This is a genomic window from Bradyrhizobium sp. 139 (assembly GCF_023074175.1).
Classification (GTDB): Bacteria; Pseudomonadota; Alphaproteobacteria; order Rhizobiales; family Xanthobacteraceae; genus Bradyrhizobium.
Window position 1 is genome coordinate 1 of record NZ_JADPKS010000008.1, and the last position, 21,863, is coordinate 21,863.

A 21,863-nucleotide genomic window follows, 5' to 3' on the forward strand; every position below is an offset into this window, starting at 1 on the left:
TCGAACCCGTGATCGGCCATCTCAAAGCCGAGCATCGAATGGGCCGAAACTATCTCTGGTACCGCCAAGGCGACGCTGCCAACGCCATCCTCGCAGCTGCCGGCTACAACTTCCGCCGCCTGATCCGCAGGCTCAGGCTTTTGTTGTGCCAGATACTCCTCGCCCTTATGGCAACGATTCAACCCGCTCCGGCTTAAAACCGGCGTTCTTCACGGACGACTCGATACCAGCCGAATCCGCTCCCGTGGGCGATTGCAGATGAGGTGCCTACACCCCTCCCTCACCGCCCCGTCTTCACCCTGATCCACAACCGGTTGATCACCCGCTGCGTCGCGGGATCCCGGGCGGTGATGACGAACAGCTTTGCGAGCGTGGCCTCGTCCGGATAGATGTTCTTGTCGCCAAGGATTTTCGGATCGACCAGCTTCTGACTGGCGAGGTTGCCATTCGCATAAGACAGATAGTTCGAGTTCTTGGCTGCGACGTCCGGGCGGTAAAGATAGTTGATCAGCTGGTAGGCCTCACTGACGTTCTTCGCGTCCGCGGGGATCGCCAGATTGTCGAAGAACATCTGCGCGCCCTCCTTCGGGATCGCGTAGCCGATCTCGACGCCGCTTTTCGCTTCCGCCGCCCGCGCGCGGGCCTGCATGATGTCGCCGGACCAGCCGACCACGAAGCAGATCTCGCCGGTGGCGAGCGCGCTGAGATATTCGGAGGAGTGAAATTTTCGCACGAAGGGCCGAACCTTGGCCACGGCGTCCGCGGCCTTCTCCAGGTCCGCCTGCTTGGTCGAGTTCGGATCGAGCCCGAGATAGTTCAGCGCCGCCGGAAAGATGTCGTCGGCGGAGTCGAGCATGTGGACGCCGCAATCCGTAAATTTTGCCAAATTCTCCGGCTTGAAGACGATGTCCCAGCTGTCGATCTTCGCATCGGGGCCGAGGATCTGCTTCACCTTGCCGACGTTGTAGCCGATGCCCGTCGTACCCCACATGTAGCTGGCGGCGTAGACGTTGCCGGGATCGTAAATGCCAAGGCGCCCGGTCACCACCGGCCAGGCATTGCCAAGGTTCGGCAGCTTCGACTTGTCGAGCCTCTGGAAGATGTTGGCCTTGATCTGGCGCTGGAGGAAATAGGCCGTGGGCACCACGACGTCGTAGCCGGACTTGCCGGCCATCAGGCGCGTCTCCAGCGTCTCGTTGGCATCGAAGGTGTCGTAGACCACCTTGATGCCGGTCTCCTTGGTGAAGGCCTCAAGGACATCAGGCGCCATGTAGTTGGACCAGTTGTAGAAGTTGACCACCCGCTCCTCGGCACTTGCAGGGGCGGACAACAACGTCAGCGCCGCGGCGATTGCAAAACCGAGGCAAAACCTCGAGCGGCTGACGGTCGTCATCCTGGCCTACCTCTTGCGCCCGCGCACCGCGTCGGACAGCCGCTCCAGTGCGGTGTCGAGGGTCTGGTCCTTCTTGGCGAAGCAGAAGCGGACCACCGAAGTCACCGGATCCTGTTCGTAGAACGCCGAGACCGGGATCGCCGCAACCTTGTAGTCCTTCACGATCCGCCAGCAGAACTCGGTGTCGCTCTCGTTGAGCCCGAGCGGCGACAGGTCGACGGTGAGGAAATAGGTGCCCTGCGACTTCAGCACGGGGAAGCCGAGGCTCTCCAGTCCCTTGGCGAGGCGGTCCCTGCTCCGCGTCAGATCCTTGCGCATCGACAGGAAGTAGTCGTCGGACTTGCCGAGCCCATAGGCGACGGCGGCCTGGAGGTTCGGGGCGGTGGTGAAGGTCAGGAACTGATGCACCTTGGCCGCAACCCGAAGCAGCGGCGGCGCGGCGCAGACGAAGCCGATCTTCCAGCCCGTCAGCGAGAAGATCTTGCCGGCCGAGCCGACCTTGACGGTGCGCTCGCGCATGCCGGGGATGGTGATCAGCGGGATGTGCTTGTGCTCGTCGAAAGTGACGTGCTCCCAGACCTCGTCGCAGATCGCGATGACGTCGAACTCCTGGCAGTAGCGCGCAAGCAGCTCAAGGTCCTCGCGCGGATAGACCACCGCGGACGGATTCAGGGGATTGTTGAATAGCACCGCCTTGGTCTTTGAATTGAAGACGCTTTTCAGCATGTCCTCATTCAGCCGCCAGTGCGGCGGCTCAAGCCGCACGAGGCGCGGAATGCCGCCGGCCTGACGGATGATCGGCAGATAGGAATCATAGACCGGCTGGAAGCAGACCACCTCGTCGCCGGGCTGGACCACTGCGAGAATGGCCGAGGTCAGCGCCTCGGTGCCGCCGGAGGTCACCATCACCTCGCTCATCGGATCGAGCTTGAGGCCATGCCAGTGGCCGTAATGGGTGGCGATCGCCTGGCGCAGTTCCGGCAGGCCCATCATTGAGGGGTACTGGTTGTACCCGTTCAGCGAGGCGTCGGCCGCGGCGCGGCGGATGTCCTCAGGGCCGGGATCGTCAGGGAAACCCTGGCCGAGATTGATGGCGTCGTTGTCGCGCGCGGCCTGCGACATCGCCTCGAAGATGGTGACGGGAAGGTCGGCAAAGACCTTGTTCAGCGAAGAGCTTTTGGACATCGGCCCGATCAGCCGCCGATCTTGCTGGGAAGACCCGCCGCCTTCCAGCCGAGCATACCGCCGGCCAGATGCTTGTCGTAAGGCAGCCCCGCCGCTTGCGCCGCGAGCGAAGCCGTCACCGAGCGCTTGCCCGAGCGGCAGGCGAACACGACCTCCTTGCCGGCGGGATCGGGGATCGCCTTGGGATCGAAGGTCGAGAGCGGCACCACGACACCATAGGGATAGGCCTCGGCCTCGACCTCGTTCGGCTCGCGAACATCGACGAGCAGATAGCGGCCCTCCGCGACACCCTTGGAGACCTCGTCCGGGGTCAGATCCTGTACCTGGTTTGCCACATCATCCTCCAACGTCGCCGCCGCATGCCGGGGTGATCCCGGCGGGCGGCAACCTCGCCTCTCGGTGAGCGAAAATCAAGCGCTACAAAGGCTTGAGCCGCGCAGCGCAAGTTAAAGCTAAATCGCAGCGACTTGAAGCGCGACCTTCAACCGGCGGATCAGATCGCCACCTGGGTTCCGACCTCGACCACGCGGCCGCTGGGGATCTGGAAATAGTCGGTGGCATCGTTGGCGGAGCGGCTGAGCGAGATGAACAGCCGGTCCTGCCAGCGCGGCATGCCGGAATGGGCGGCGGGCTTGAGCGCCCGCCGCGACAGGAAGAACGAGGTCGACATGATGTCGAATTGCCAGCCGAGCTTGCGCGCGATCGCCAGCGCCTTCGGCACATTGGGCGATTCCATGAAGCCGAACTTCAGCGTGACCTTGGAGAAGGTCGGGCTGATCTGCTCCAGCCTCACGCGCTCGGCCGGATCGATGCGCGGGGTCTGCGCGGTCTCGATGGTGAGAATGACATTCTTCTCATGCAGCACCTTGTAGTGTTTCAGACTGTGCATCAGCGCGGTCGGCGCGCTGAGCGGGTCTGAGGTCAGGAACACAGCGGTGCCGGGCACCCGCTGCGGCGGCCGCTTCTCCAGCATCGCGACGAGGTCTGCGAGCGGAAATTCGAGCTTGCGCGACTTCTCGAACAGCAGCCGGCTACCGCGCCGCCACGTGTACATCAGCATGATCATGATGGCGCCCAGCGCCAGCGGCACCCAGCCGCCCTCGAACACCTTGAGCAGGTTCGCGGCCAGGAAAGTCAAGTCGAGGCACAGGAACGGTATGATCAGGGCGGCGGCAGCGAACGGCGACCACCTCCAGACCCTCCAGATCACGACGAAACCCATCATCGCCGTAACCACCATGGTCCCGGTGACCGATATGCCATAGGCCGACGCCAGCGCGCTGGAGGAGCGGAACAGCAGCACCAGCAGCACCACCGCGACCAGCAGAAGCTGGTTGATGCGCGGGATGAATATCTGGCCGGAATGGGCTTCAGACGTATGGCGAATTTCAAACCGCGGCAGCAGCCCGAGTTGGATCGCCTGGCGCGTCAGCGAATAGGCGCCGGTGATCACGGCCTGGCTCGCGATCACAGTGGCTGCAGTGGCGAGCACGACCATGCAGCCGCGAAAAAAGCCTTGCGGGAAGAGCTGAAAGAACGGGCTCACGATCGCGCCGGGATCGCCGAGGACGAGAGCGCCCTGACCGAGATAGTTCAGCGCCAGCGACGGCAGCACGATGAACAGCCAGGCGGTCTGGATCGGCCGCTTGCCGAAATGGCCGAGGTCGGCATAGAGCGCCTCGGCACCGGTGACCGCCAGGAACACGGCGCCCAGCGTCACGAAGCCGATGATCCCGTGGTGGAACATGAAGGACACGGCGTAGAGCGGGTTCAGTGCGAACAGCACCTGCGGCTGCTCGATGATCGGGTGGATTGCCGCGCTCGCTATCACCGCGAACCAGACGCACATGATCGGACCGAAGAAGGCGGCGACGCGGGCAGTGCCGCGCGACTGCACGGCGAACAGGCCAACCAGGATGATCACGGTCAGCGGCACGATGTAGGGCTCGAAGTGCAGGGTGACGTCCTTCATGCCTTCGATCGCCGACAGCACCGAGAGCGCCGGCGTGATCACGGCGTCACCGTAGAACAGGGCCCCGGAAATGATGCCGAGCAGGACAATGGTCACCCCGCGCGTTCCGAGCGCGCGCTGGGCCAGCGCCATTAGCGCCAGCGTGCCGCCCTCGCCATTGTTGTCGGCACGGAGCAGGATCACCACGTATTTGAGCGTCACCACGATGATGAGCGCCCACAGGATCAGCGAGAGCACGCCAAGCACGGCCGCCGGCGTCGGCACCCCCTCCACGCCCGAGGCCGCCATCACCGCCTCGCGGAACGCGTAGAGCGGGCTGGTACCGATATCGCCATAGACGACGCCGATGCTGCCGAGCGTCAGCGCACCGAAACGGGCGGTGGTGTGGGCGTCGCCATGCCCATTGGCCGCCGCCGTTTCCGGGGCGGAAATCGCTACATCACTTCTCATGGGAGAGCCTGAAGGCCTCTAAAGAATGCTTCACTGCACAACGGCGGAAGAGCGCGCGGCTTATAGTCCTGCGCAGCCGGCATAGCCTAGCCCGATTCTGGGCCGTTGCCATGCAAATATGCATGGGTGCGCCAATTGCGCTCAGATGGTGACCTGGGTGCCGACTTCAACCACCCGTCCCGTGGGAATCTGGAAATAGTCGGTGGCGTCGTTGGCGGATCGGCTCAGCGCGATGAAGAGGTGATCCTGCCACAGCGGCATGCCCGACTGGGCCGAGGCCTTGAGCGACCGTCGCGACACGAAGAACGAGGTCGACATGATGTCGAACTGCCAGCCCTGCTTGCGCGCGATCGCGAGCGCCTTGGGCACGTTCGGCTGCTCCATGTAACCGAAGCGCAGCCGGACCTTGGAGAACTTGTCGCTGATCTTCTCCATCCTGAACCGCTCGGACAGCTCGACCCGCGGCGTATGCGCGGTCTCGATGGTCAGGACCACATTGTGCTCGTGCAGCACCTTGTTGTGCTTGAGATTATGCAGCAGCGCGGTCGGCACGAAGGCGGGATCGCTGGTCAGGAACACCGCGGTGCCCTTGACGATGTGCGGCGGCCGCTTCTCCAGACTCCGGATCAGATCGTCGAGCGGTACCTCGATCCGGCGCGTCTTCTGGATCAGAATTCCCGAGCCCCGGCGCCAGGTCCAGATCGTCGCCGCCATGCCCGCGCCGAACAACAGTGGCACCCAGGCGCCTTCGAGCAGCTTCAACAGATTTGCGCTGAAGAAGGTCATATCGACCACGACGAAGGGCATGATCACCGCCGCGGCCGTCGCGGCGCGCCAGTTCCATAACTTCCAGATCACGATGAATCCCATGATGCCGTCGGCAACCATGGTGGTGGAGACCGCAATGCCGTAGGCCGAGGCCAGATTGCTGGGGGTACGGAACAACAGCACCAGCAGCATCACGCCGATCAGGAGCAGCCGGTTCACGCGGGGCAGATAGATCTGGCCGGCATGGGTCTCGGAGGTGTAGCGCACCTCGAAGCGCGGCAAGAGGCCAAGCTGAACCGCCTGATAGACCAGCGAATAGGCGCCGGTGATCACGGCTTGGCTCGCGATCACTGTCGCGGCCGTCGCAAGTCCGACCAGCGGAAGCACCAGATACTCGGGCACCATCCGATAGAACGAGTGTTCAATCGCGCTGGGATCGGACAGCACCAGCGCGCCCTGTCCGAAATAGTTGATCAGAAGCGAGGGCAGCACGAAGAACATCCAGGCCGACTGGATCGGCTTGCGGCCGAAATGGCCGAGATCGGCATAGAGCGCCTCGCCGCCGGTCACCGCCAGGAAGACCGCGCCGAGTGTCACGAGGCCGATCGTGCCGTGCGAGAGCAGGAAATGCACCGCGTAATAGGGATTGATGGCCGCGAGCACCGAGGGATCGTCGGAGATGTGGACGATGCCCATCACCGCCAGACAGGTGAACCAGACCACCATGACCGGTCCGAAGGCGGACGCCACCAGCGCTGTCCCCTTGCTCTGGACCGCAAACAGCAGGGCCAGGATGAGAACGGTGAGCGGTACGACATAGTGCTCGAAGGCGGGCGTCGCGAGCTTCAGGCCCTCGACCGCAGACAGCACCGAGATCGCCGGCGTGATCATGGAATCGCCGATGAACATGGAGGCGCCGACCACGCCGAGCGCGAGCAGGAACCAGCTCCGCCGTCCGAGCGCGCGCTGGCCAAGCGCCATCAGCGAAAGCGTCCCGCCCTCCCCGTTATTGTCGGCGCGCAGCAGCAGCAGCACGTATTTGGCGGTGACGACGATAAAGAGCGCCCACAGGATCAGCGAGAGCACGCCCAGAACGATGACCCGCGAGACCGGCTCGCCGTGGGCCGCGCCCCTGACGGCCTCATGGAATGCGTAGAGCGGCGATGTGCCGATATCGCCGAAGACGACGCCGATGCTCCCGAGCGTCAGGCCCCAGAAACCCGAGGTGACCGGCCCTTCCTGAGTCTCGGTCGATGTGATGCTCGCCGTCATGTGAGACTAGAAACGCTTCTTCCCGAGAATTGATCCGGCGCCTTTCGACCGTTCCGGCGCGCCTGTCAATCGGTACACCCACCATAGCAGGCGCCGGGCAGATGCTGTGACGGCACGGCAACGGTCGTCGCCAGCGCGACGACATGCCTCAGGTAAGGTGGTAGCGCAAGTGCCCGAGAGCCTCTCCGTTCCGATTGAATCGGAACGGGGCTCCAGATTCTTCATTTGATGCATTTTCCTCCCGCGAACCGGCGTCCTCTTCGCGGGAAACGTTTTAGGGCTTCAAATTCGGCGGCAGCGGCGGATCTTCGCGCATCAGGGTGATGGTCACCCGCCGGTTGGCGGCGAGCGAGGGATCGTCCGGGAACAGCGGCTGGGTGTCCGCCTTGCCGGCGACAGCGAAGACGTGGGACGGCGGCAGGCCCTCGCGTTCGAGGATCTGGCGCACGGCATTGGCACGGTCGGCGGACAGATCGAAGGCGCCGTAATCGCTGCGGCTCGGCACGAAGCCGGCTGCGGTATGGCCGGCGATGGAGACGCGCAGCGGCGTCGCCTTGAGCGGAATCGCGAGCTTCTCGATCAGGCGGCGGGTGCGGTCATAGGGCACCTTGGAGCCGTCGGCGAACATCGAGCGGCCATCCTGGTCGATGATCTCGAGGTTGAGGCCCTGCTTGGTCTCCTCGAACATGATGTGCTTGGACATCTCGGTCAGTTCCGGCATGTCCTGCAAGGCCTGGCGCAGCGAGGCGGCGGCGAGCGCGAAGTTGCGGTCGACCTTGATCTTCGCCCCCGAGGTGCGGTCGCGATCCTCCTGGTCCGGCGTCGGCGTGTTGGAGGAATCCTCGGGCTGGATGTGGTCGACGTTCTTCAGCCGCGGGCGCGTCGGCAGGCCGTCGGACTCGACGATGCCGGCGTAACGCGCTTCGGTCTGGACGCCGAAGGCATCGCGCATGGAGCCTGCGACGACCTTCAGCTTGTTGGCATCCTGGGTGGAGAACGCGACGAGCATCACGAAGAAGCTCATCATCAGGCCCATCAGGTCGGCGAAGGTCACGAACCAGCCGTGACCGCCTCCGTGTGAATCGCCACGCTTCTTCTTGGCCATTGGTCAGACCCCGACGTCCGGCGCTACGCCGGAACCGGCTCGCCTTCGGCGTGGCGGTGCTTCTCGGGCAGATAGGCCAGCAGCATTTCGCGCACCAGCGTCGGGCTCTTGGAGTCGCGGATCATCAGGATGCCGTCGATGATCAGCGTGCGGTTGGTCTCCTCGTCCAGGAGCTTGCCATGCAGCTTGTCGGCAATCGGGGTACAGAAAAGGTTGGCGACAAGCGCGCCGTACAGCGTCGCGAGCAGCGCGGTGGCCATGAAGGGGCCGAGCTTGGAGGGGTCGGTCATGTTGGCGAACATCTGCACCATGCCGATCAGCGTGCCGACCATGCCGAAGGCAGGGGCGCAGTCGCCGATGGCGCGGTAGATCTTGCTGCCCTCGTCCAGGTGCATGAGGAAGTTGTCGCGGTCGCGCTCGAGATTGTCGCGGATGAAATCGAGGTCGTAGCCGTCGGCGACGAAGCGAATGCCCTTGGCCAGGAACGGCTCGTCCGTTTCCACCTTTTCCAGGCCCACCGGGCCCTGCTTGCGGGCGATCTCGGCGATGCGGGCGAGCTCGTCGACGAGGTCGTGCGCCGACAGACGGCTCATCGTGAAGGCAAACTTGGCGCCGAGCGGCAGGCCGTGGATCAGCGTCGAGAGCGGAAAGCGGATCATGGTCGCTGCGGTCGATCCGCCGAAGATGATGATCATGGCATGTTCGGAGACGAACATGTGAAGATCGCCCCCCAGCAGCATCATCGTCGCAATGACGATAATGCCCGCCACGAGGCCGACGCTCGTCATGATATCCATGGGAGACTCCAACGCGAACGCAACAACGGCCGTCCTGGCCGATGGCGCAGTCCAACCCCGAACCGCATCGAAAACCCTAGTGGGCCGCGATTAAAGACGCGTAAAGGTTAAGTTGGGACAGCGTGGCACGAACGCACGGCGAGCGCCCGGCCTTGCCGGTCGCCGACAGGAATCTCAACTCTTTGCTAACCATGATTGCGGCCGCACTAGGGGGACAGGCCCGTCAGATCCAGGCTGAGCGCGCGCAGGCGCTTGCGTGCATCGGCATCGTAGGCCTGCGGATTGGCGCGTGCCTCGTTCATGCCGTTGAAGAACAGGCCGTTCATGCCAGCGACGTCGTCGCCTTCGACGAGGTGCAGGATCGCCGCACCGCCCTGCTCCACCGTCGAGATCGGCGCCATGCCGCCGGCACGCACCATCGTGGTATTCATGTAGGTCGCCGGGTGCAGCGAGTTCACGGTGATGCCGGTATCCTCGAGCTCTTCAGCGAGATCGATCGTGAACATGATCTGCGCGAGCTTGCTCTGTGCATAGGCGCGCGAGCCGCTGTAGCCCTTGATGATCATGACATCGTCGAAATCGATCGGATGCTGGCCGAGCGAAGCGACGTTGACGATGCGCGAAGGCGCCGCGGTCTGCAGCAGTGGCAACAACAGATGAGCGAGCAGGAAGCCGGAGAGATAGTTCACGGCAAAGCGCAGCTCGTAGCCGTCGTTACTTTCCTGCCGCTGCGGCCCGTCGTTCTGCGAGCCGATGCCGGCGTTACTGATGAAGACGTCGAGACGCTGGTGATCGCGCTTCACGGCCTCGGCGAGTGCACGCGTACCCGACATCGACGACAGGTCGGCCTGGTAGAAGGTTGGCGCCGCGTGGCCTGCCTTCACGATTTCGTCGATCAGCGTCTTGGCGCGCGCGGCGTCGCGGCCATGGATCAGGACCCTCGCACCTGCTTCGGCCAGCCGGCGCGCGACGTGGCGGCCGACGCCGTCGGTCGAACCGGTGATCAGGACGGTCTTGCCATTCATCTTCATTGTGCGCCCTCCGGCTGCGGCCCTGCGCCGCATCCGTGACGAGGAATCCTGCGATATGCTATGGCCATGCGGCATGCTTATGGCGGGAGCCATCGCAATGTTGGCGCTGTTCAGTCTTCTCACGACGCTGCCCGCGGTGCTGGCGCTCCATCTGCTCGAGCCGGAACTCGTCTTGCCGGGGTTCAGCGTCCTGCTTTTCGTCGAGGCTGGCTTCGCCGTGATCGCGGCACGCTTGATTCACATTCCCGACAATGCGGACAACATCACCCTGTGGGATCTTGCAGGCGGCTTCACCCTCATCGGATGCGCCGCCATAGTTTTCGGCGAGCCGGATCAGGCCGCTCTGTTTCTGACGGAACAGGGCGGCCCGCGGCCAGAAACGCGGCCGTAAGTCGTTCAGTCGCGCGTTAGTGAATCTCCGCCGAGCGCTTCAGCGCGGCCTTCAGCTTCTCCAGCGAGAAGTCGGGGCTGCGCGCGATCTCCAGGATCGGCGTCTCGCGGCGGCCGCAGAGTTCGGCGGCTTCCGGCAGTTTCGCAGCGATGTCGTGCGGGATCACGATGGCGCCGTGCTGGTCGGCATGGATCAGGTCGTCGGATTTCACGGTCATGCCGGCAACGCGCACCTCGCCGCCAAAGCTTTCCGCATGCACCCAGGCATGCGACGGGCCGATCGAGCCGGCCAGCGCCTGGAAGCCCGGGGCCCATTGCGGGATGTCGCGGATCGAGCCGTCGGTGATGACGCCGAGGCAGCCGAGCGCCTTGTGCACGTTGCTCTGCACTTCGCCCCAGAACGCGCCGTAGCCGACATCGGGCCCGTCGATGTCCTGGATCACCGAGATGCGCGGACCGTGGCCGGTGCCGACATATTCGTAATATTCGATGCGGCGCTTCGACTGCTCCTCCGCTGGAAGCGAGGACTTCAGCACCGAGCGGATCGCAACCGTGCGGGCATAGCCGACGATCGGCGGCAGGTCGGGAAACGGACAGACCAGCTGCTTGGTTGTGTAACCGATCAACCGGCGCTCGGGCGCCACGATCTCCATGGCATTGCAGATCGTCGGCGTGTCATAGCGGCCCAGCGCTTCGAGGACGGAAGCTGGCAGCGGTCCGGTCACGGTATCAGTCACGGCGTTCTCTCCCAGATTGGCGGCCGCTGTTGTCGCGATGCGGCCGGCAGAGGGCGATATAGCCGAGATCGGGCCTCAACCCAACTCGGGAAGCCCTCATGGCAGATATCCGCGAGCTGCCGTTCAGTGCAGCCGGTCGGGCCGGTCGTCCTGCGCCGGCTCCGACATATTCGCCGCCAACGTCGGCGACGACGACGGTTGCATGACCCCGCCTCCCGACGGCGCTGCGGCCTCGATCGCGCGCCCCTGGTCGCGATAGGATTTGTAGCCGAGCGGCAGGCCCAGCAGATACAGCACCGTGCCGATCGACAGCACGTGCCAGGGATAGGCGATCAGGAGCGCGATGAAGACGATCACCGCGACGAACGCCGGCAGCACCAGCTCGGGCGGCACGCGCATGCGCTTGGTTTTGCCGGAGAACACCGGCAGGCGCGAGACCATCAGGAAGGCGATCAAGAGCGTATAGGCCGCGGTCACCGTCGCGGGCAGCCGTCCGAGATCGAGAAAGGCGATATAGATCGGCAGCAGCACAGTGATCGCGCCGGCGGGCGCCGGCACGCCGGTGAAGAAATTGGCGGCGAAGGCCGGCTTGTTCGGATCGTCCATGGTGGCGTTGAAGCGTGCGAGGCGCAGCCCGCCGGAGATCGCGAACACCATGGCGGCGATCCAGCCGGCATTTCCGAGCTCGTGCAACTGCCAGAAATACAACATCAGGCCGGGCGCGACGCCGAAATTGACGAAATCGGCGAGGCTGTCGAGCTCGGCGCCGAATTTGGACTGGCCCTTGATCATGCGCGCGATACGGCCGTCGATGCCATCCAGCGCGGCTGCGAACACGATGGCGTAGACCGCGAGCGACATCCGCCCCTCGATCGACAGCCGGATCGATGTCAGGCCGGCGCAGATCGCCAGCAGCGTGATGACGTTGGGCACCAGCATGCGCACCGGGATCGGGCGGAACCGCCGGCGGCGTACGTCAGGATCTTTGAAATCGTAGGGGGTCATGGCTTACCTCAACCGAAATATAGCAAGCCGCGTTCCCCTCCGCCATTGCGGCGGAAGGCCCTCATGCACCGACTAATGGTTAATTGGTGCGGTAGGCGCGGCTCGGGTCGTCCCCGGAGAGATCGGCCAAAATCGTCTCGCCGGCGATCGCGGTCTGCCCTTCCGACACCAGCGCCTTGGTGCCCAATGGCAGATAGACGTCGAGGCGCGAGCCGAAGCGGATCAGGCCGAACCGCTCGCCCGCCCCGATCGCCTGGCCTTCCCTGACGAAGCAGACGATGCGCTTGGCGACGAGCCCTGCGATCTGGATCACGCCGATCCGCGCCGTCGGCGTCGTGATCACGAGCGAGTTGCGCTCATTGTCCTCGCTCGCCTTGTCGAGCTCGGCGTTGATGAACAGGCCCGGCCGGTAGGCGATGCGGTCCACCCTGCCCGCGATCGGGCTGCGGTTCACGTGGCAGTTGAACACGCTCATGAACACCGAAATGCGCGGCAGCGGCCGGTCGCCGAGCCCGAGCTCGGCCGGCGGCAGCGCCATGGTGATCATCGAGACGCGGCCGTCGGCCGGCGACACCACGAGCCCCTCGCGCACCGGCGTCACCCTGACTGGATCGCGGAAGAACAGCGCGCACCACACGGTCAGGATCGTACCGATCCACCCCAAAGGCGACCATAGCCAGAACAGGATGAGGCTTGCCAGCGCAAAGCCGCCGATGAAGGGATAGCCCTCCTTGTGGATCGGCGGGATCTGACGCTGGATCGAATCGAGAATGGACATCGCTATCTGCCGCTCAGGGGTTGATGGCGCGGGTCGTCTCGCGCGGTGGAGTTGTTTAGGCCAGAGTTGGGACCGGAGACAAGGTCACTCCGCGGCCGCGGGCGCCGTGAGGGCGTCGTCGACCCGCGGCGGCTCCCGGTTCGGCGCCTCGCTGCTGTCGGCTATCCTGGCCAGTTTCTCGCGCGCGGCCTCTGCCTCGCGCTGCCTGTTCCACATGCTGGCATAGAGACCGCCCTGCGCGAGCAGGTCTGCGTGAGTGCCGCGCTCGGCGATGCGGCCCTGGTCCAGCACGATGATCTCGTCGGCGCCGATGATGGTCGAGAGCCGGTGCGCGATCACCAGCGAGGTGCGGTTTTTCGCCACGCGGTCGAGCGCACCCTGGATCTCGTGCTCGGTGTGGGTGTCGAGCGCCGAGGTGGCCTCGTCCAGCACCAGGATCGGCGGCGCCTTCAACACCGTGCGCGCGATCGCGACGCGCTGCTTCTCGCCCCCCGACAGCTTCAAGCCGCGCTCGCCGACCTGGGTCTCATAGCCCATCGGCGCCATGCGGATGAAATGGTCGATCTGCGCCAGCCGCGCCGCCTCCTCGACGTCAGCATCGCTGGCGTCCCAGCGGCCGTAGCGGATGTTGTAGCGGATGGTGTCATTGAACAGCACGGTGTCCTGCGGCACCATGCCGATCGAGGCACGCAGCGAGCTCTGGGTGACGTTGCGGATGTCCTGGCCGTCGATCGAAATCTTTCCGCCGGAGATGTCATAAAGGCGGAACAGAAGCCGTGAGATGGTCGACTTGCCGGCCCCGGAGGGCCCGACGATCGCGACCGTCTTGCCGGCCGGCACCTCGAAGCTGATGCCCTTGAGGATCGGCCGCGCCGGCTCATAGGCAAAGCGCACGTTCTCGAAGCATACCGTACCGGCGGAGACGACCAGCGGCTTCGCATCGGGGCCGTCCTTGATCTCGGCCTCGCGTCCCAGCACGTTGAACATCTTCTCGATGTCGATGATCGCCTGCTTGATCTCGCGATAGACCATACCCATGAAATTCAGCGGCTGGTAGAGCTGGATCATCATCGCGTTGACCAGCACGAAATCGCCGACCGTGTTGGTGCCGTTGCGCACGCCGATCGCGCACATCAGCATGGTCGCGGTGAGCCCGAGCGTGAAGATCACGGCTTGACCGGTGTTGAGCACGGCAAGCGAAGTATAGGCCTGGACGCTCGACTCCTCGTAGCGCGCGACCGAGCGGTCGTAGCGCTGCGCTTCGCGCGCCTCGGCACTGAAATATTTGACGGTTTCGTAGTTGAGCAGCGAGTCGATCGCCTTGGTGTTCGCCTCGGTGTCGGAATCGTTCATCTTGCGGCGGATGCCGATCCGCCACTCTGTCGCGACATAGGTGTAGTACATGTAGACCGCGACGGTGATCAGGGTCGCGAGCACGTAGCGCCAGTCGAACTGCCACAGCAGCACCGCAATCAACAGCGAGACCTCGACGATGGTCGGGATCAGCTGGAGGATCACCATGCGCACGATGACCTCGATGCCCTCGCGGCCACGCTCGAGCACACGCGTCAGGCCGCCGGTCTTGCGCTCGAGATGAAAGCGCAGCGAGAGTTCATGCATGTGGATGAAGGTGATGGTGGCGAGCTTGCGCACCGCATGCATGGCCACGCGCGCGAAGATGCCGTCGCGCCATTGCGTCAGCACCGCCATCACGATGCGCATCACGCCGTAGCTTGCGGTCAGCAGCAATGGCGACGCGATCACCCAGAGCTGCCAGTTGTCCGCCTGCACCGGCGCGGTGTTGGCGCCGGTCAGCGCGTCGGTTGCCCATTTGAAGCTGAACGGCACCGTCAGCGTGATCAGCTTGGCGGCCAGCAGCAGCACCATCGACCAGACCACGCGCATCTTCAGGTCGAAGCGGTCGCCCGGCCAGATATAGGGCCACAGATGCGCCAGAGTGCCCATCAGCGTGGCCCGCTCCAGCGGTCCGCCGGCAGGATCAGGAACGTCGGCGCCGTTGAACGATTGAGGTTGGTCCATCAAGAAACCTGAAGGCCCGCCGGATGCGGGCCGCGTTACGATTAACGATTTTCGCCCGTCATATAGAGACTTCCTGATGCCAGCGCACCCCGCCAGATGGCGAATCTCGATTGTTTGTCGCTATTTACCGGTAGATTTCCGGGTGCTCCGAATCACCGATTGGGCTTGACGCCTCTTCGTTGCAATGCATCATGGCCCCAATGAGCACGATCAAAACCGTCTGTGTCTATTGCGGCTCCGGCCCCGGAACCAATCCCCGCTTCATCGAAGGCGCCCAGGCGTTCGGCAAAGCGCTTGCCGAGAATAACGTCCGCCTGGTCTATGGCGGCGGCTCGCTCGGCCTGATGGGCGCGGTGGCGACTTCCGTGCTCGATCACGGCGGCACCGTCACCGGCATCATCCCCGACTTCCTGCGGCTGCGCGAGAACGCGCTGACGCGCGTACAGGAGATGATCGTCACACCCGACATGCACGAGCGCAAGCGGCTGATGTTCGAACGCTCCGACGCCTTCGTGGCGCTGCCGGGCGGCGTCGGCACGCTGGAAGAGCTGGTCGAGCAACTGACCTGGAAGCAGCTCGGCCGTCACGCCAAGCCGGTGCTGCTCGCCAACATCGACAATTTCTGGGAGCCACTGTTCTCGCTGTTGTCGCATATGCGCCAGACCGAGTTCATCCGCGCCGGCCTCTCCGTCGACATCCTCAAGGCCGATCGGATCGAGGAGATTTTGCCGAAGCTGAAGGCGGCGGCGGCACAGATCGATGAGTCCGAGAAGAAGCTCGCCCCGGAAGTGGCACGCCGACTCTAACCGCCTACTCCGCCGGAAACGTCACCGCCTCGATGCGGTTGCCGTCGGGATCGACGACGAAGGCCGCGTAATAGCGCACACGATCGTGCGGGCGGATACCCGGCGCGCCGTCGCAGGCGCCGCCGGCGGACAGCGCTGCGGCATGAAATGCATCGACCTCGGCCGTCGTCTTCGCCCGCAGGCAGATATGCGCCCCGCTCTCCGGCGCCACGTGCGGCATGCCCTCGCGTAAGTTAATCCAGAACTCGGGATAGGCCTTGCCGAAGCCCACCGTGCGCGGCCGGGTGACGAGGCGCGCGAGCCCGAGCGTGTCGAGAATTGCTTCGTAGAATTTTGCAGAGCGTTCGAGATCGCTGACGCCGACGGAGATGTGGTCGATCATTTCCCCTCCTTCGTCATTGCGAGCGAAGCGAATCAATCCAGACTGCGTCCGCGGAGAGACTCTGGATTGCTTTGCTTCGCTCGCAATAACGGTGTTTGTGGCGCCGCCGTCGCCTACGCCGGCGCGCCCGACTTCACGAGCTTGTAGATCACCGAATCCATCAGCGCCTGGAACGAGGCGTCAATGATGTTGGGGGAGACGCCGACCGTGGTCCAGCTGTCGCCATTCTCGTCCTCGCTCTCGATCAAAACGCGCGTGACCGCGCCGGTGCCGCCGTTGAGGATACGGACGCGGTAGTCGATCAGCGTCAAGCCCTCGATGTACTTCTGGTACTTGCCGAGGTCCTTGCGAAGCGCGACGTCGAGTGCGTTGACGGGGCCATTGCCTTCGGCGGCCGAGATCAGATGCTCGCCGGCGACGTCGACCTTCACGACGGCTAGCGCGACGGTGACGCGCTCGCCGTGCGAATTGTAGCGTTGCTCGACATTGACGTCGAACTGCTCGACCTCGAAATAATGCGGCACCTTGCCGAGTGTGCGGCGCGCCAATAGCTCGAACGAGGCATCGGCGGATTCATAGGCGTAGCCTTGCGCCTCGCGCTCCTTCAACTCCTCGACCAGCCGCGTCAGCTTCGGATCGCTCTTCTCATAGACGATGCCGGCGCGGTCGAGTTCGGCGATGACGTTGGAGCGGCCGGCCTGATCGGACACCAGCACCTTGCGGTGATTGCCGACCAACTCCGGCAATACGTGCTCATAGGTCTGCGGATCCTTCAGCACCGCGGAAGCATGAATGCCGGTCTTGGTGACGAAGGCGCTTTCGCCGACATAGGCTGCATGCCGGTTCGGCACGCGGTTGAGCATGTCGTCGAGCGTGCGCGAGACTTTGACCAGGGTCGCCAGCTTCTCCGCCGTGACGCCGATCTCGAAGGCGTCGGCAAAGCCGCTCTTCAGCTTCAAGGTCGGGATCAGCGAGCAGAGATTGGCGTTGCCGCAGCGCTCGCCGAGGCCGTTCAGCGTGCCCTGGATCTGCCGCGCACCGGCGCGCACCGCCGCGAGCGAATTCGCCACCGCCTGCTCGGTGTCGTTATGGGCGTGGATGCCGAGATGATCGCCGGGAATGTGTTTTGTGACCTCGGTGACGATGGCTTGGACCTCGTTCGGCATGGTGCCGCCATTGGTGTCGCACAGTACCACCCAGCGCGCACCGGCCTGATAGGCGGCCTTGGCGCAGGCGAGCGCGAAGCTGGCATCCTCCTTGTAGCCGTCGAAAAAGTGCTCGCAGTCGAGCATGACCTCGCGGCCGGCGGCCTTTGCCGCGGCCACGCTGTCTCGGATCGAGGCGAGGTTTTCTTCCTTTGTCGTCTCCAGTGCGACGCGCACCTGATAGGCCGAGGACTTTGCCACGAAGCAGATCGCATCCGCCTTCGCCTCCAGCAGCCCGGCGACGCCGGGATCGTTGGAGACCGATCGCCCTGCCCGCCGTGTCATGCCGAACGCAGTGAACCGTGCATGGGTCAGCTTGGGCTTGGTCGCGAAAAACTCGGTGTCGGCCGGATTGGCGCCGGGATAGCCGCCTTCGACATAGTCGATGCCGAGATCGTCGAGCATCGACGCGATGACTTGCTTGTCGGCCAGCGTGAAATCGACGCCATTGGTCTGCGCCCCGTCGCGCAGCGTGGTGTCGAACAGATACAGACGCTCTTTGCTCATTGCAGCGCTCCCGACGCGGGTCCGGTGCCGAGCGTCTTCTGCATGGTCGTGTTGGCCAGCCACTCGTCGTTGACGGTGATGCTGTTGCGCTGCATGGCGACATAGCCGCGCTTTGCGAAAAAGCCCTGCGCGTTATCGCTGGCATCGACCGTCAGCTTGTCGGCGCCGCGGCCGCCCGCAAGCTTTTCCAGCGCATCGACGAGCATCGTCGCCAAGCCCTGCCCGGCCACGGCCGGATGCACATAGAGCATGCGGATATGGTCCTTGCCGCGCAGCGACGCAAAGCCCACGGGTGATCCCTCGAGCGTCGCGATCAGCGTCAGGTCGGCCGCGAGCCGCTTGCCGAATTCTTCGTCCTCGGCCGCCGCCATCCAGGCCTGCTGCTGCGCCTCGCTGTAGTCGTCGCCGGTCAGTTCTTCGATGCTGGCCGTGAAGATCGCGGCGAGAACCGGCACGTCGTCCGGCAGGAAGGGCCGCAAGCCGGGCTTTGGCAAAGTCTGTCCCATCGTCTTCACCACATCCCATAGAGTTTCAGCGCCAGCGCCACGGCAGCCGCGAGCAGCAGGATTTTTAGCGCAATGTAATAGAGCCAGTGCCGCGGAAAAGGCGTGTCCGGCCGCTTCATCGCAGCACCTCCCAAGTCGTCCCTTCCTTGGAGTCCTTGATCGCAACGCCCATTGCGGCGAGCAGATCGCGGATGCGGTCGGACTCGTTGAAGTCCTTGCGCGCACGCGCGGCCGTCCGCTCCGAGATCAGACGCTCGACCTCCTTGGCATCGACCCCGCTCGCCTGCCGCTTGCGCGCTTCCCACTGCGCAGCGCTTTCGGAGAGGAAGCCGAGCAGGCGCAACGACCCCGCCAAGGCACTGATGTCGCTGCCCCGCAGGCCGTGCAGCGCCGCGATCGCCAGCGGCGTATTGAGGTCGTCGAGCAGCGGCTCGAGCACGGACGTGGCCGGCTGGCCAGGTTCGGCGTCGGCCGCGACCCGATACCAGTCGTCGAGCGTCTTGGCACTCTCCTCCAGCGACTTCATCGTCCAGTCGATCGGCGAACGGTAATGCGTCTTCAGCATGTTCAGACGCAGCACCTCGCCCGGCCAATCCGCGAGCAAGTCGCGGATGATCACGAAGTTGCCGAGGCTCTTCGACATCTTTTCGCTCTCGACCTGGAGGAAGCCGTTGTGCATCCAGTAGTTTGCCATGCGCTCCCGGTGGAAGGCGCAGCAGGTCTGCGCGACCTCGTTCTCGTGATGCGGAAACACGAGATCGATACCGCCGCCGTGGATGTCGAAATACTCGCCGAGATGCTTCCAGGCCATGGCCGAGCACTCGACGTGCCAGCCCGGACGCCCCTGCGCGGCAATGCCGGCCGGCGACGGCCATGACGGCTCGCCCGGCTTGGACGGCTTCCACAACACGAAATCGGTGTTGCCTTTCTTGTATGGCGCGACGTCGACGCGAGCACCGGCGACCATCTCGTCCAGCGAGCGGTTCGACAGCGCGCCATAGCGCGGCAGCGTGGAATTCGCCGCGTTCATCGCCTGCGGCGAGAACAGCACATGGTCCTCGGCGACATAGGCAAAACCGCCGGCGACGAGCTTCTCGATGATCTCGCGCATCTCGCTGATATGCTCGGTCGCGCGCGGCTCGACGCTCGGCCGGAGCGCGCCGAGCGCATCGACGTCGGCATGAAACTGCTTGCCGGTGTGCTCGGTGACCTCACGGATCGCCTCGTTGAGCGGCAGGCCGGGAAAATCACGCGCGGCGCGGTCGTTGATCTTGTCGTCGACGTCGGTGATGTTGCGGACATATTTGACATGCGCTTCGCCATAGAGATGGCGCAGCAGCCGAAACAGCACGTCGAACACGATCACCGGCCGCGCATTGCCGATATGGGCGAAGTCATAGACGGTCGGTCCGCAGACATACATGCGGACGTTGTTCGCATCGAGCGGCTGGAACGGCCGCTTCTCCTTCGTCAGCGTATCGTAAAGACGCAATTCCATAGGGATACCCGTCGGCTGTTGGCCGGGCGTCCAGGGCTCTCAATATTTTTGAGAAAAGACGGCTCCAGCCAGCGAATCGCTAGCTCGTAATCTCGCGGCAAATGGCGCAAATGGCGAGGAGACCGTTCATGCGGCCACATATGGGCCACGAAGGGCCCATGCGTCAAGGGAGCCGCGAAAATGCCGTCTTATCTCCGCAAAGCGCAGCCTCCCCGCCTTGATGGTTCATCATCCTTAACCATTTGAGCCCATTCTGGAACCGGCGGTTCCTATTTTTTGCCCCAGGTGTTTTCATGCGATCCTTGCTCGCGCTCATGTCCTGCACCTCCATCCTTGCAGCCCTTGCAGCATCCAGTTCATTCGCCGAGAACCGCGTTTTCATCATCCCCAATCAGGCCGACGGCTACGGCGTCGATCAGTGCCTCGCCAAGGGTGACAAATGCGGCGCGCAGGTCGCGCGCACCTATTGCCAGTCACGCGATTTTGCCCAGGCCTCGGCCTATCGCCGGGTCGATCCCGACGAAATTACCGGCTCCGTCCCCAAATCCGGCGCAAACTGCTCCCATGGCCGTTGCGACGAGTATGTCGCAATCACCTGCCAGCGCTGAATTCGCTCGGAGCTGGCGGACCTTAGGCCCAATCCTTGGCCCCTGAAACGACGTGACGATGCCGCAGGAAGCGGCTATTGGAGGGCGCGCTTCGGCCCCCCAAGTCATGCTGGGCCGTGACCTCGCTAGAATGGCGGATATGCCTGAATTTTTGTCCCTGTCCCGTGCTCGCTTCCTCCTTGCCTGCACCGTGCTGTTAAGCTCCGTCGTGCTCGCCACCGGCGCTTTCGCGCAGGCTGGTCCGCCCGGACCGCCGCCGCAGCCCGGACAAAACGGGCTTGGCCCTAATCCGATGTGCGTGCGGCTGGAAGGCCAGCTCGCCGCGCTCGATCGTGGCTCCGGCGGTGACCCCGCACGCGAAGACCAGATCCGCCGCTACCAGGATTCCCAGACCCGTCAGCAGGCCGAACTCGACCGCGTCACCATGCAGGCCAAGCGCATGGGCTGCGACTCCTCCGGCTTCTTCTCGCTATTCAACGGCCAGTCGGCGCAATGCGGCCCGGTCAACACCCAGATCCAGCAGATGCGCGCCAATCTGGATCAGATCACCGGCAATCTCGAACGCCTGCGCGGCGGCGGTCCCGGCGGCTTCAGCCCCGAGCACGACAACCAGCGCCGCTCGGTGCTGGTGGCGCTGGCGCAGAACAATTGCGGACCGCAATATGCCAACGCTGCGCAGTCCCAAGGCGGCAACTTCCTCAGCAATCTGTTCGGCGGCAACAACGCCAATAATCCGCAGGGCGTGCCGCCCTCCGATCTCGGGCCGCAATCCGGCACCTATCGCACCGTGTGCGTGCGCACCTGCGATGGCGCCTATTTCCCGGTCTCGTTTGCCACCGTGCCGGCGCGCTTCCCCGACGACGAGAAAACCTGCAAGGCGCTGTGCCCGGCCGCCGAAGCGGTGCTCTACACCCATCGCAATCCCGGCGAAGACATGAACTCGGCGGTCTCCACCAGCGGCCAGCCCTACACGGCGCTGCCGACCGCGTTCAAATTCCGCAGCGAGTTCAACCCGTCCTGCTCCTGCAAGGCCGCAGGCCAGACCTGGGCCGACGCGCTGAAATCGGCCGACGACAAGACGGCCGCCGAGCAGCAGGGTGACATCATCGTCACCGAGGAGAGCGCCAAGAAGATGCAGCAGCAGCGGCTCAACAAGGGCACGCCTGCGAATGCCAAGAAGGGCGCAGCTCCGGCGCCGACGCCGGCTGGCACGCCGGCGGCAACGCCGCCGGCGGATACAGGCAGCCCTTCCAACTCCGAGAACAAGCCGATCCGTTCGGTCGGCCCGAGCTTCCTGCCGCAACAGCAGAAGTAGGCCGCGTCTCCGCACCTTCCGCTGTCATGCTCCGCGAAGGCGGGGCATCCAGTACTCGGCAGCGCTAACGATTTTCGACAACGCCCGCCGCGGCGTACTGGATCATCCGCCTT

Annotated in this window: 19 protein-coding genes and 2 pseudogenes; 5 read left to right on the forward strand and 16 right to left on the reverse strand. The window is 64.3% G+C overall.

Going from position 1 to position 21,863, the window contains the following annotated elements; translation table 11 throughout:
- Positions 1–197, forward strand: a pseudogene (locus tag IVA80_RS00955) (IS5/IS1182 family transposase); the annotation flags it as partial.
- Between the two features lie 83 nt (positions 198–280).
- Here the strand turns inward: IVA80_RS00955 and IVA80_RS00960 are convergent.
- The 8 genes from IVA80_RS00960 to IVA80_RS00995 form a co-directional block, all read right to left on the reverse strand.
- A complete protein-coding gene (locus IVA80_RS00960; protein ID WP_247424586.1) occupies positions 281–1,393 on the reverse strand; it encodes a polyamine ABC transporter substrate-binding protein in 1,113 nt (370 codons plus the stop codon).
- Between the two features lie 6 nt (positions 1,394–1,399).
- Positions 1,400–2,578 (reverse strand): aminotransferase, encoded by a 1,179-nt coding sequence (locus tag IVA80_RS00965; RefSeq protein ID WP_247424589.1) that lies wholly within the window; start codon positions 2,576–2,578, stop codon positions 1,400–1,402.
- An 8-nt stretch (positions 2,579–2,586) separates the two neighbouring features.
- On the reverse strand, positions 2,587–2,913 hold the full coding sequence (locus IVA80_RS00970; RefSeq protein WP_026233780.1) for a rhodanese-like domain-containing protein: 327 nt from the start codon (positions 2,911–2,913) through the stop codon (positions 2,587–2,589).
- Positions 2,914–3,071: 158 nt separating this feature from the next.
- Positions 3,072–5,000, reverse strand: a complete 1,929-nt coding sequence (locus IVA80_RS00975; RefSeq protein WP_247424592.1) for a potassium transporter Kup — start codon at positions 4,998–5,000, stop codon at positions 3,072–3,074.
- A 141-nt stretch (positions 5,001–5,141) separates the two neighbouring features.
- Positions 5,142–7,040 (reverse strand): potassium transporter Kup, encoded by a 1,899-nt coding sequence (locus tag IVA80_RS00980; RefSeq protein ID WP_247424595.1) that lies wholly within the window; start codon positions 7,038–7,040, stop codon positions 5,142–5,144.
- Positions 7,041–7,314: 274 nt separating this feature from the next.
- Positions 7,315–8,145, reverse strand: a complete 831-nt coding sequence (locus IVA80_RS00985) for a flagellar motor protein MotB (protein WP_247424598.1) — start codon at positions 8,143–8,145, stop codon at positions 7,315–7,317.
- Between the two features lie 23 nt (positions 8,146–8,168).
- Positions 8,169–8,942 carry a MotA/TolQ/ExbB proton channel family protein gene (locus tag IVA80_RS00990; protein ID WP_247424602.1) on the reverse strand — a complete coding sequence of 258 codons (774 nt, stop codon included), beginning with the start codon at positions 8,940–8,942 and terminating at the stop codon, positions 8,169–8,171.
- Between the two features lie 206 nt (positions 8,943–9,148).
- Positions 9,149–9,973: an SDR family NAD(P)-dependent oxidoreductase gene (locus IVA80_RS00995; protein WP_247424604.1), complete on the reverse strand. Its 825-nt coding sequence runs from the start codon at positions 9,971–9,973 to the stop codon at positions 9,149–9,151.
- A 97-nt stretch (positions 9,974–10,070) separates the two neighbouring features.
- Between IVA80_RS00995 and IVA80_RS01000 the strand changes: the two genes are divergently transcribed.
- Entirely contained in the window at positions 10,071–10,364 is a 294-nt protein-coding gene (locus IVA80_RS01000; protein ID WP_247424608.1) for a hypothetical protein, read from the forward strand.
- Positions 10,365–10,380: 16 nt separating this feature from the next.
- On the opposite strand, the gene IVA80_RS01005 is transcribed toward IVA80_RS01000, so the two are convergent.
- The 4 genes and pseudogenes from IVA80_RS01005 to IVA80_RS01020 all read right to left on the reverse strand — a co-directional run bounded on the left by IVA80_RS01005 (position 10,381) and on the right by IVA80_RS01020 (position 14,923).
- Entirely contained in the window at positions 10,381–11,100 is a 720-nt protein-coding gene (locus IVA80_RS01005) for an RraA family protein (RefSeq protein WP_212028322.1), read from the reverse strand.
- Between the two features lie 123 nt (positions 11,101–11,223).
- The gene (locus IVA80_RS01010; protein ID WP_247424611.1) at positions 11,224–12,105 is read right to left on the reverse strand and encodes a phosphatidylcholine/phosphatidylserine synthase; all 882 of its coding nucleotides are present in this window, start codon (positions 12,103–12,105) and stop codon (positions 11,224–11,226) included.
- A gap of 79 nt (positions 12,106–12,184) precedes the next feature.
- Positions 12,185–12,910: pseudogene (locus tag IVA80_RS01015) on the reverse strand (phosphatidylserine decarboxylase); the annotation flags it as partial.
- A 57-nt stretch (positions 12,911–12,967) separates the two neighbouring features.
- The gene (locus IVA80_RS01020) at positions 12,968–14,923 is read right to left on the reverse strand and encodes an ABC transporter ATP-binding protein/permease (RefSeq protein ID WP_247424616.1); all 1,956 of its coding nucleotides are present in this window, start codon (positions 14,921–14,923) and stop codon (positions 12,968–12,970) included.
- 200 nt (positions 14,924–15,123) lie between these two features.
- On the opposite strand from IVA80_RS01020, the gene IVA80_RS01025 reads away from it, so the two are divergent.
- Positions 15,124–15,729 (forward strand): TIGR00730 family Rossman fold protein, encoded by a 606-nt coding sequence (locus IVA80_RS01025; RefSeq protein WP_247424619.1) that lies wholly within the window; start codon positions 15,124–15,126, stop codon positions 15,727–15,729.
- Between the two features lie 4 nt (positions 15,730–15,733).
- Here the strand turns inward: IVA80_RS01025 and IVA80_RS01030 are convergent, their stop codons facing one another.
- From IVA80_RS01030 to cysS, 4 genes are all read right to left on the reverse strand, one after another.
- Entirely contained in the window at positions 15,734–16,111 is a 378-nt protein-coding gene (locus tag IVA80_RS01030) for a VOC family protein (RefSeq protein WP_247424622.1), read from the reverse strand.
- 113 nt (positions 16,112–16,224) lie between these two features.
- Entirely contained in the window at positions 16,225–17,823 is a 1,599-nt protein-coding gene (gene cimA, locus IVA80_RS01035) for a citramalate synthase (RefSeq protein ID WP_247424626.1), read from the reverse strand.
- Positions 17,820–18,329 (reverse strand): GNAT family N-acetyltransferase, encoded by a 510-nt coding sequence (locus IVA80_RS01040; protein WP_247424629.1) that lies wholly within the window; start codon positions 18,327–18,329, stop codon positions 17,820–17,822. Before IVA80_RS01040 ends, cimA begins: the two co-directional genes overlap by 4 nt.
- Positions 18,330–18,444: 115 nt before the next feature.
- Complete coding sequence (cysS, locus tag IVA80_RS01045) at positions 18,445–19,827, reverse strand: cysteine--tRNA ligase (protein WP_247424631.1); 1,383 nt, start codon at positions 19,825–19,827, stop codon at positions 18,445–18,447.
- 293 nt (positions 19,828–20,120) lie between these two features.
- Here cysS and IVA80_RS01050 point away from each other — a divergent pair, with 293 nt between their 5' ends.
- Positions 20,121–20,435 (forward strand): hypothetical protein, encoded by a 315-nt coding sequence (locus IVA80_RS01050; protein WP_247424634.1) that lies wholly within the window; start codon positions 20,121–20,123, stop codon positions 20,433–20,435.
- 130 nt (positions 20,436–20,565) lie between these two features.
- Entirely contained in the window at positions 20,566–21,750 is a 1,185-nt protein-coding gene (locus IVA80_RS01055; RefSeq protein ID WP_247424637.1) for a DUF2865 domain-containing protein, read from the forward strand.
- The last annotated feature ends 113 nt before the right edge of the window (positions 21,751–21,863 follow it).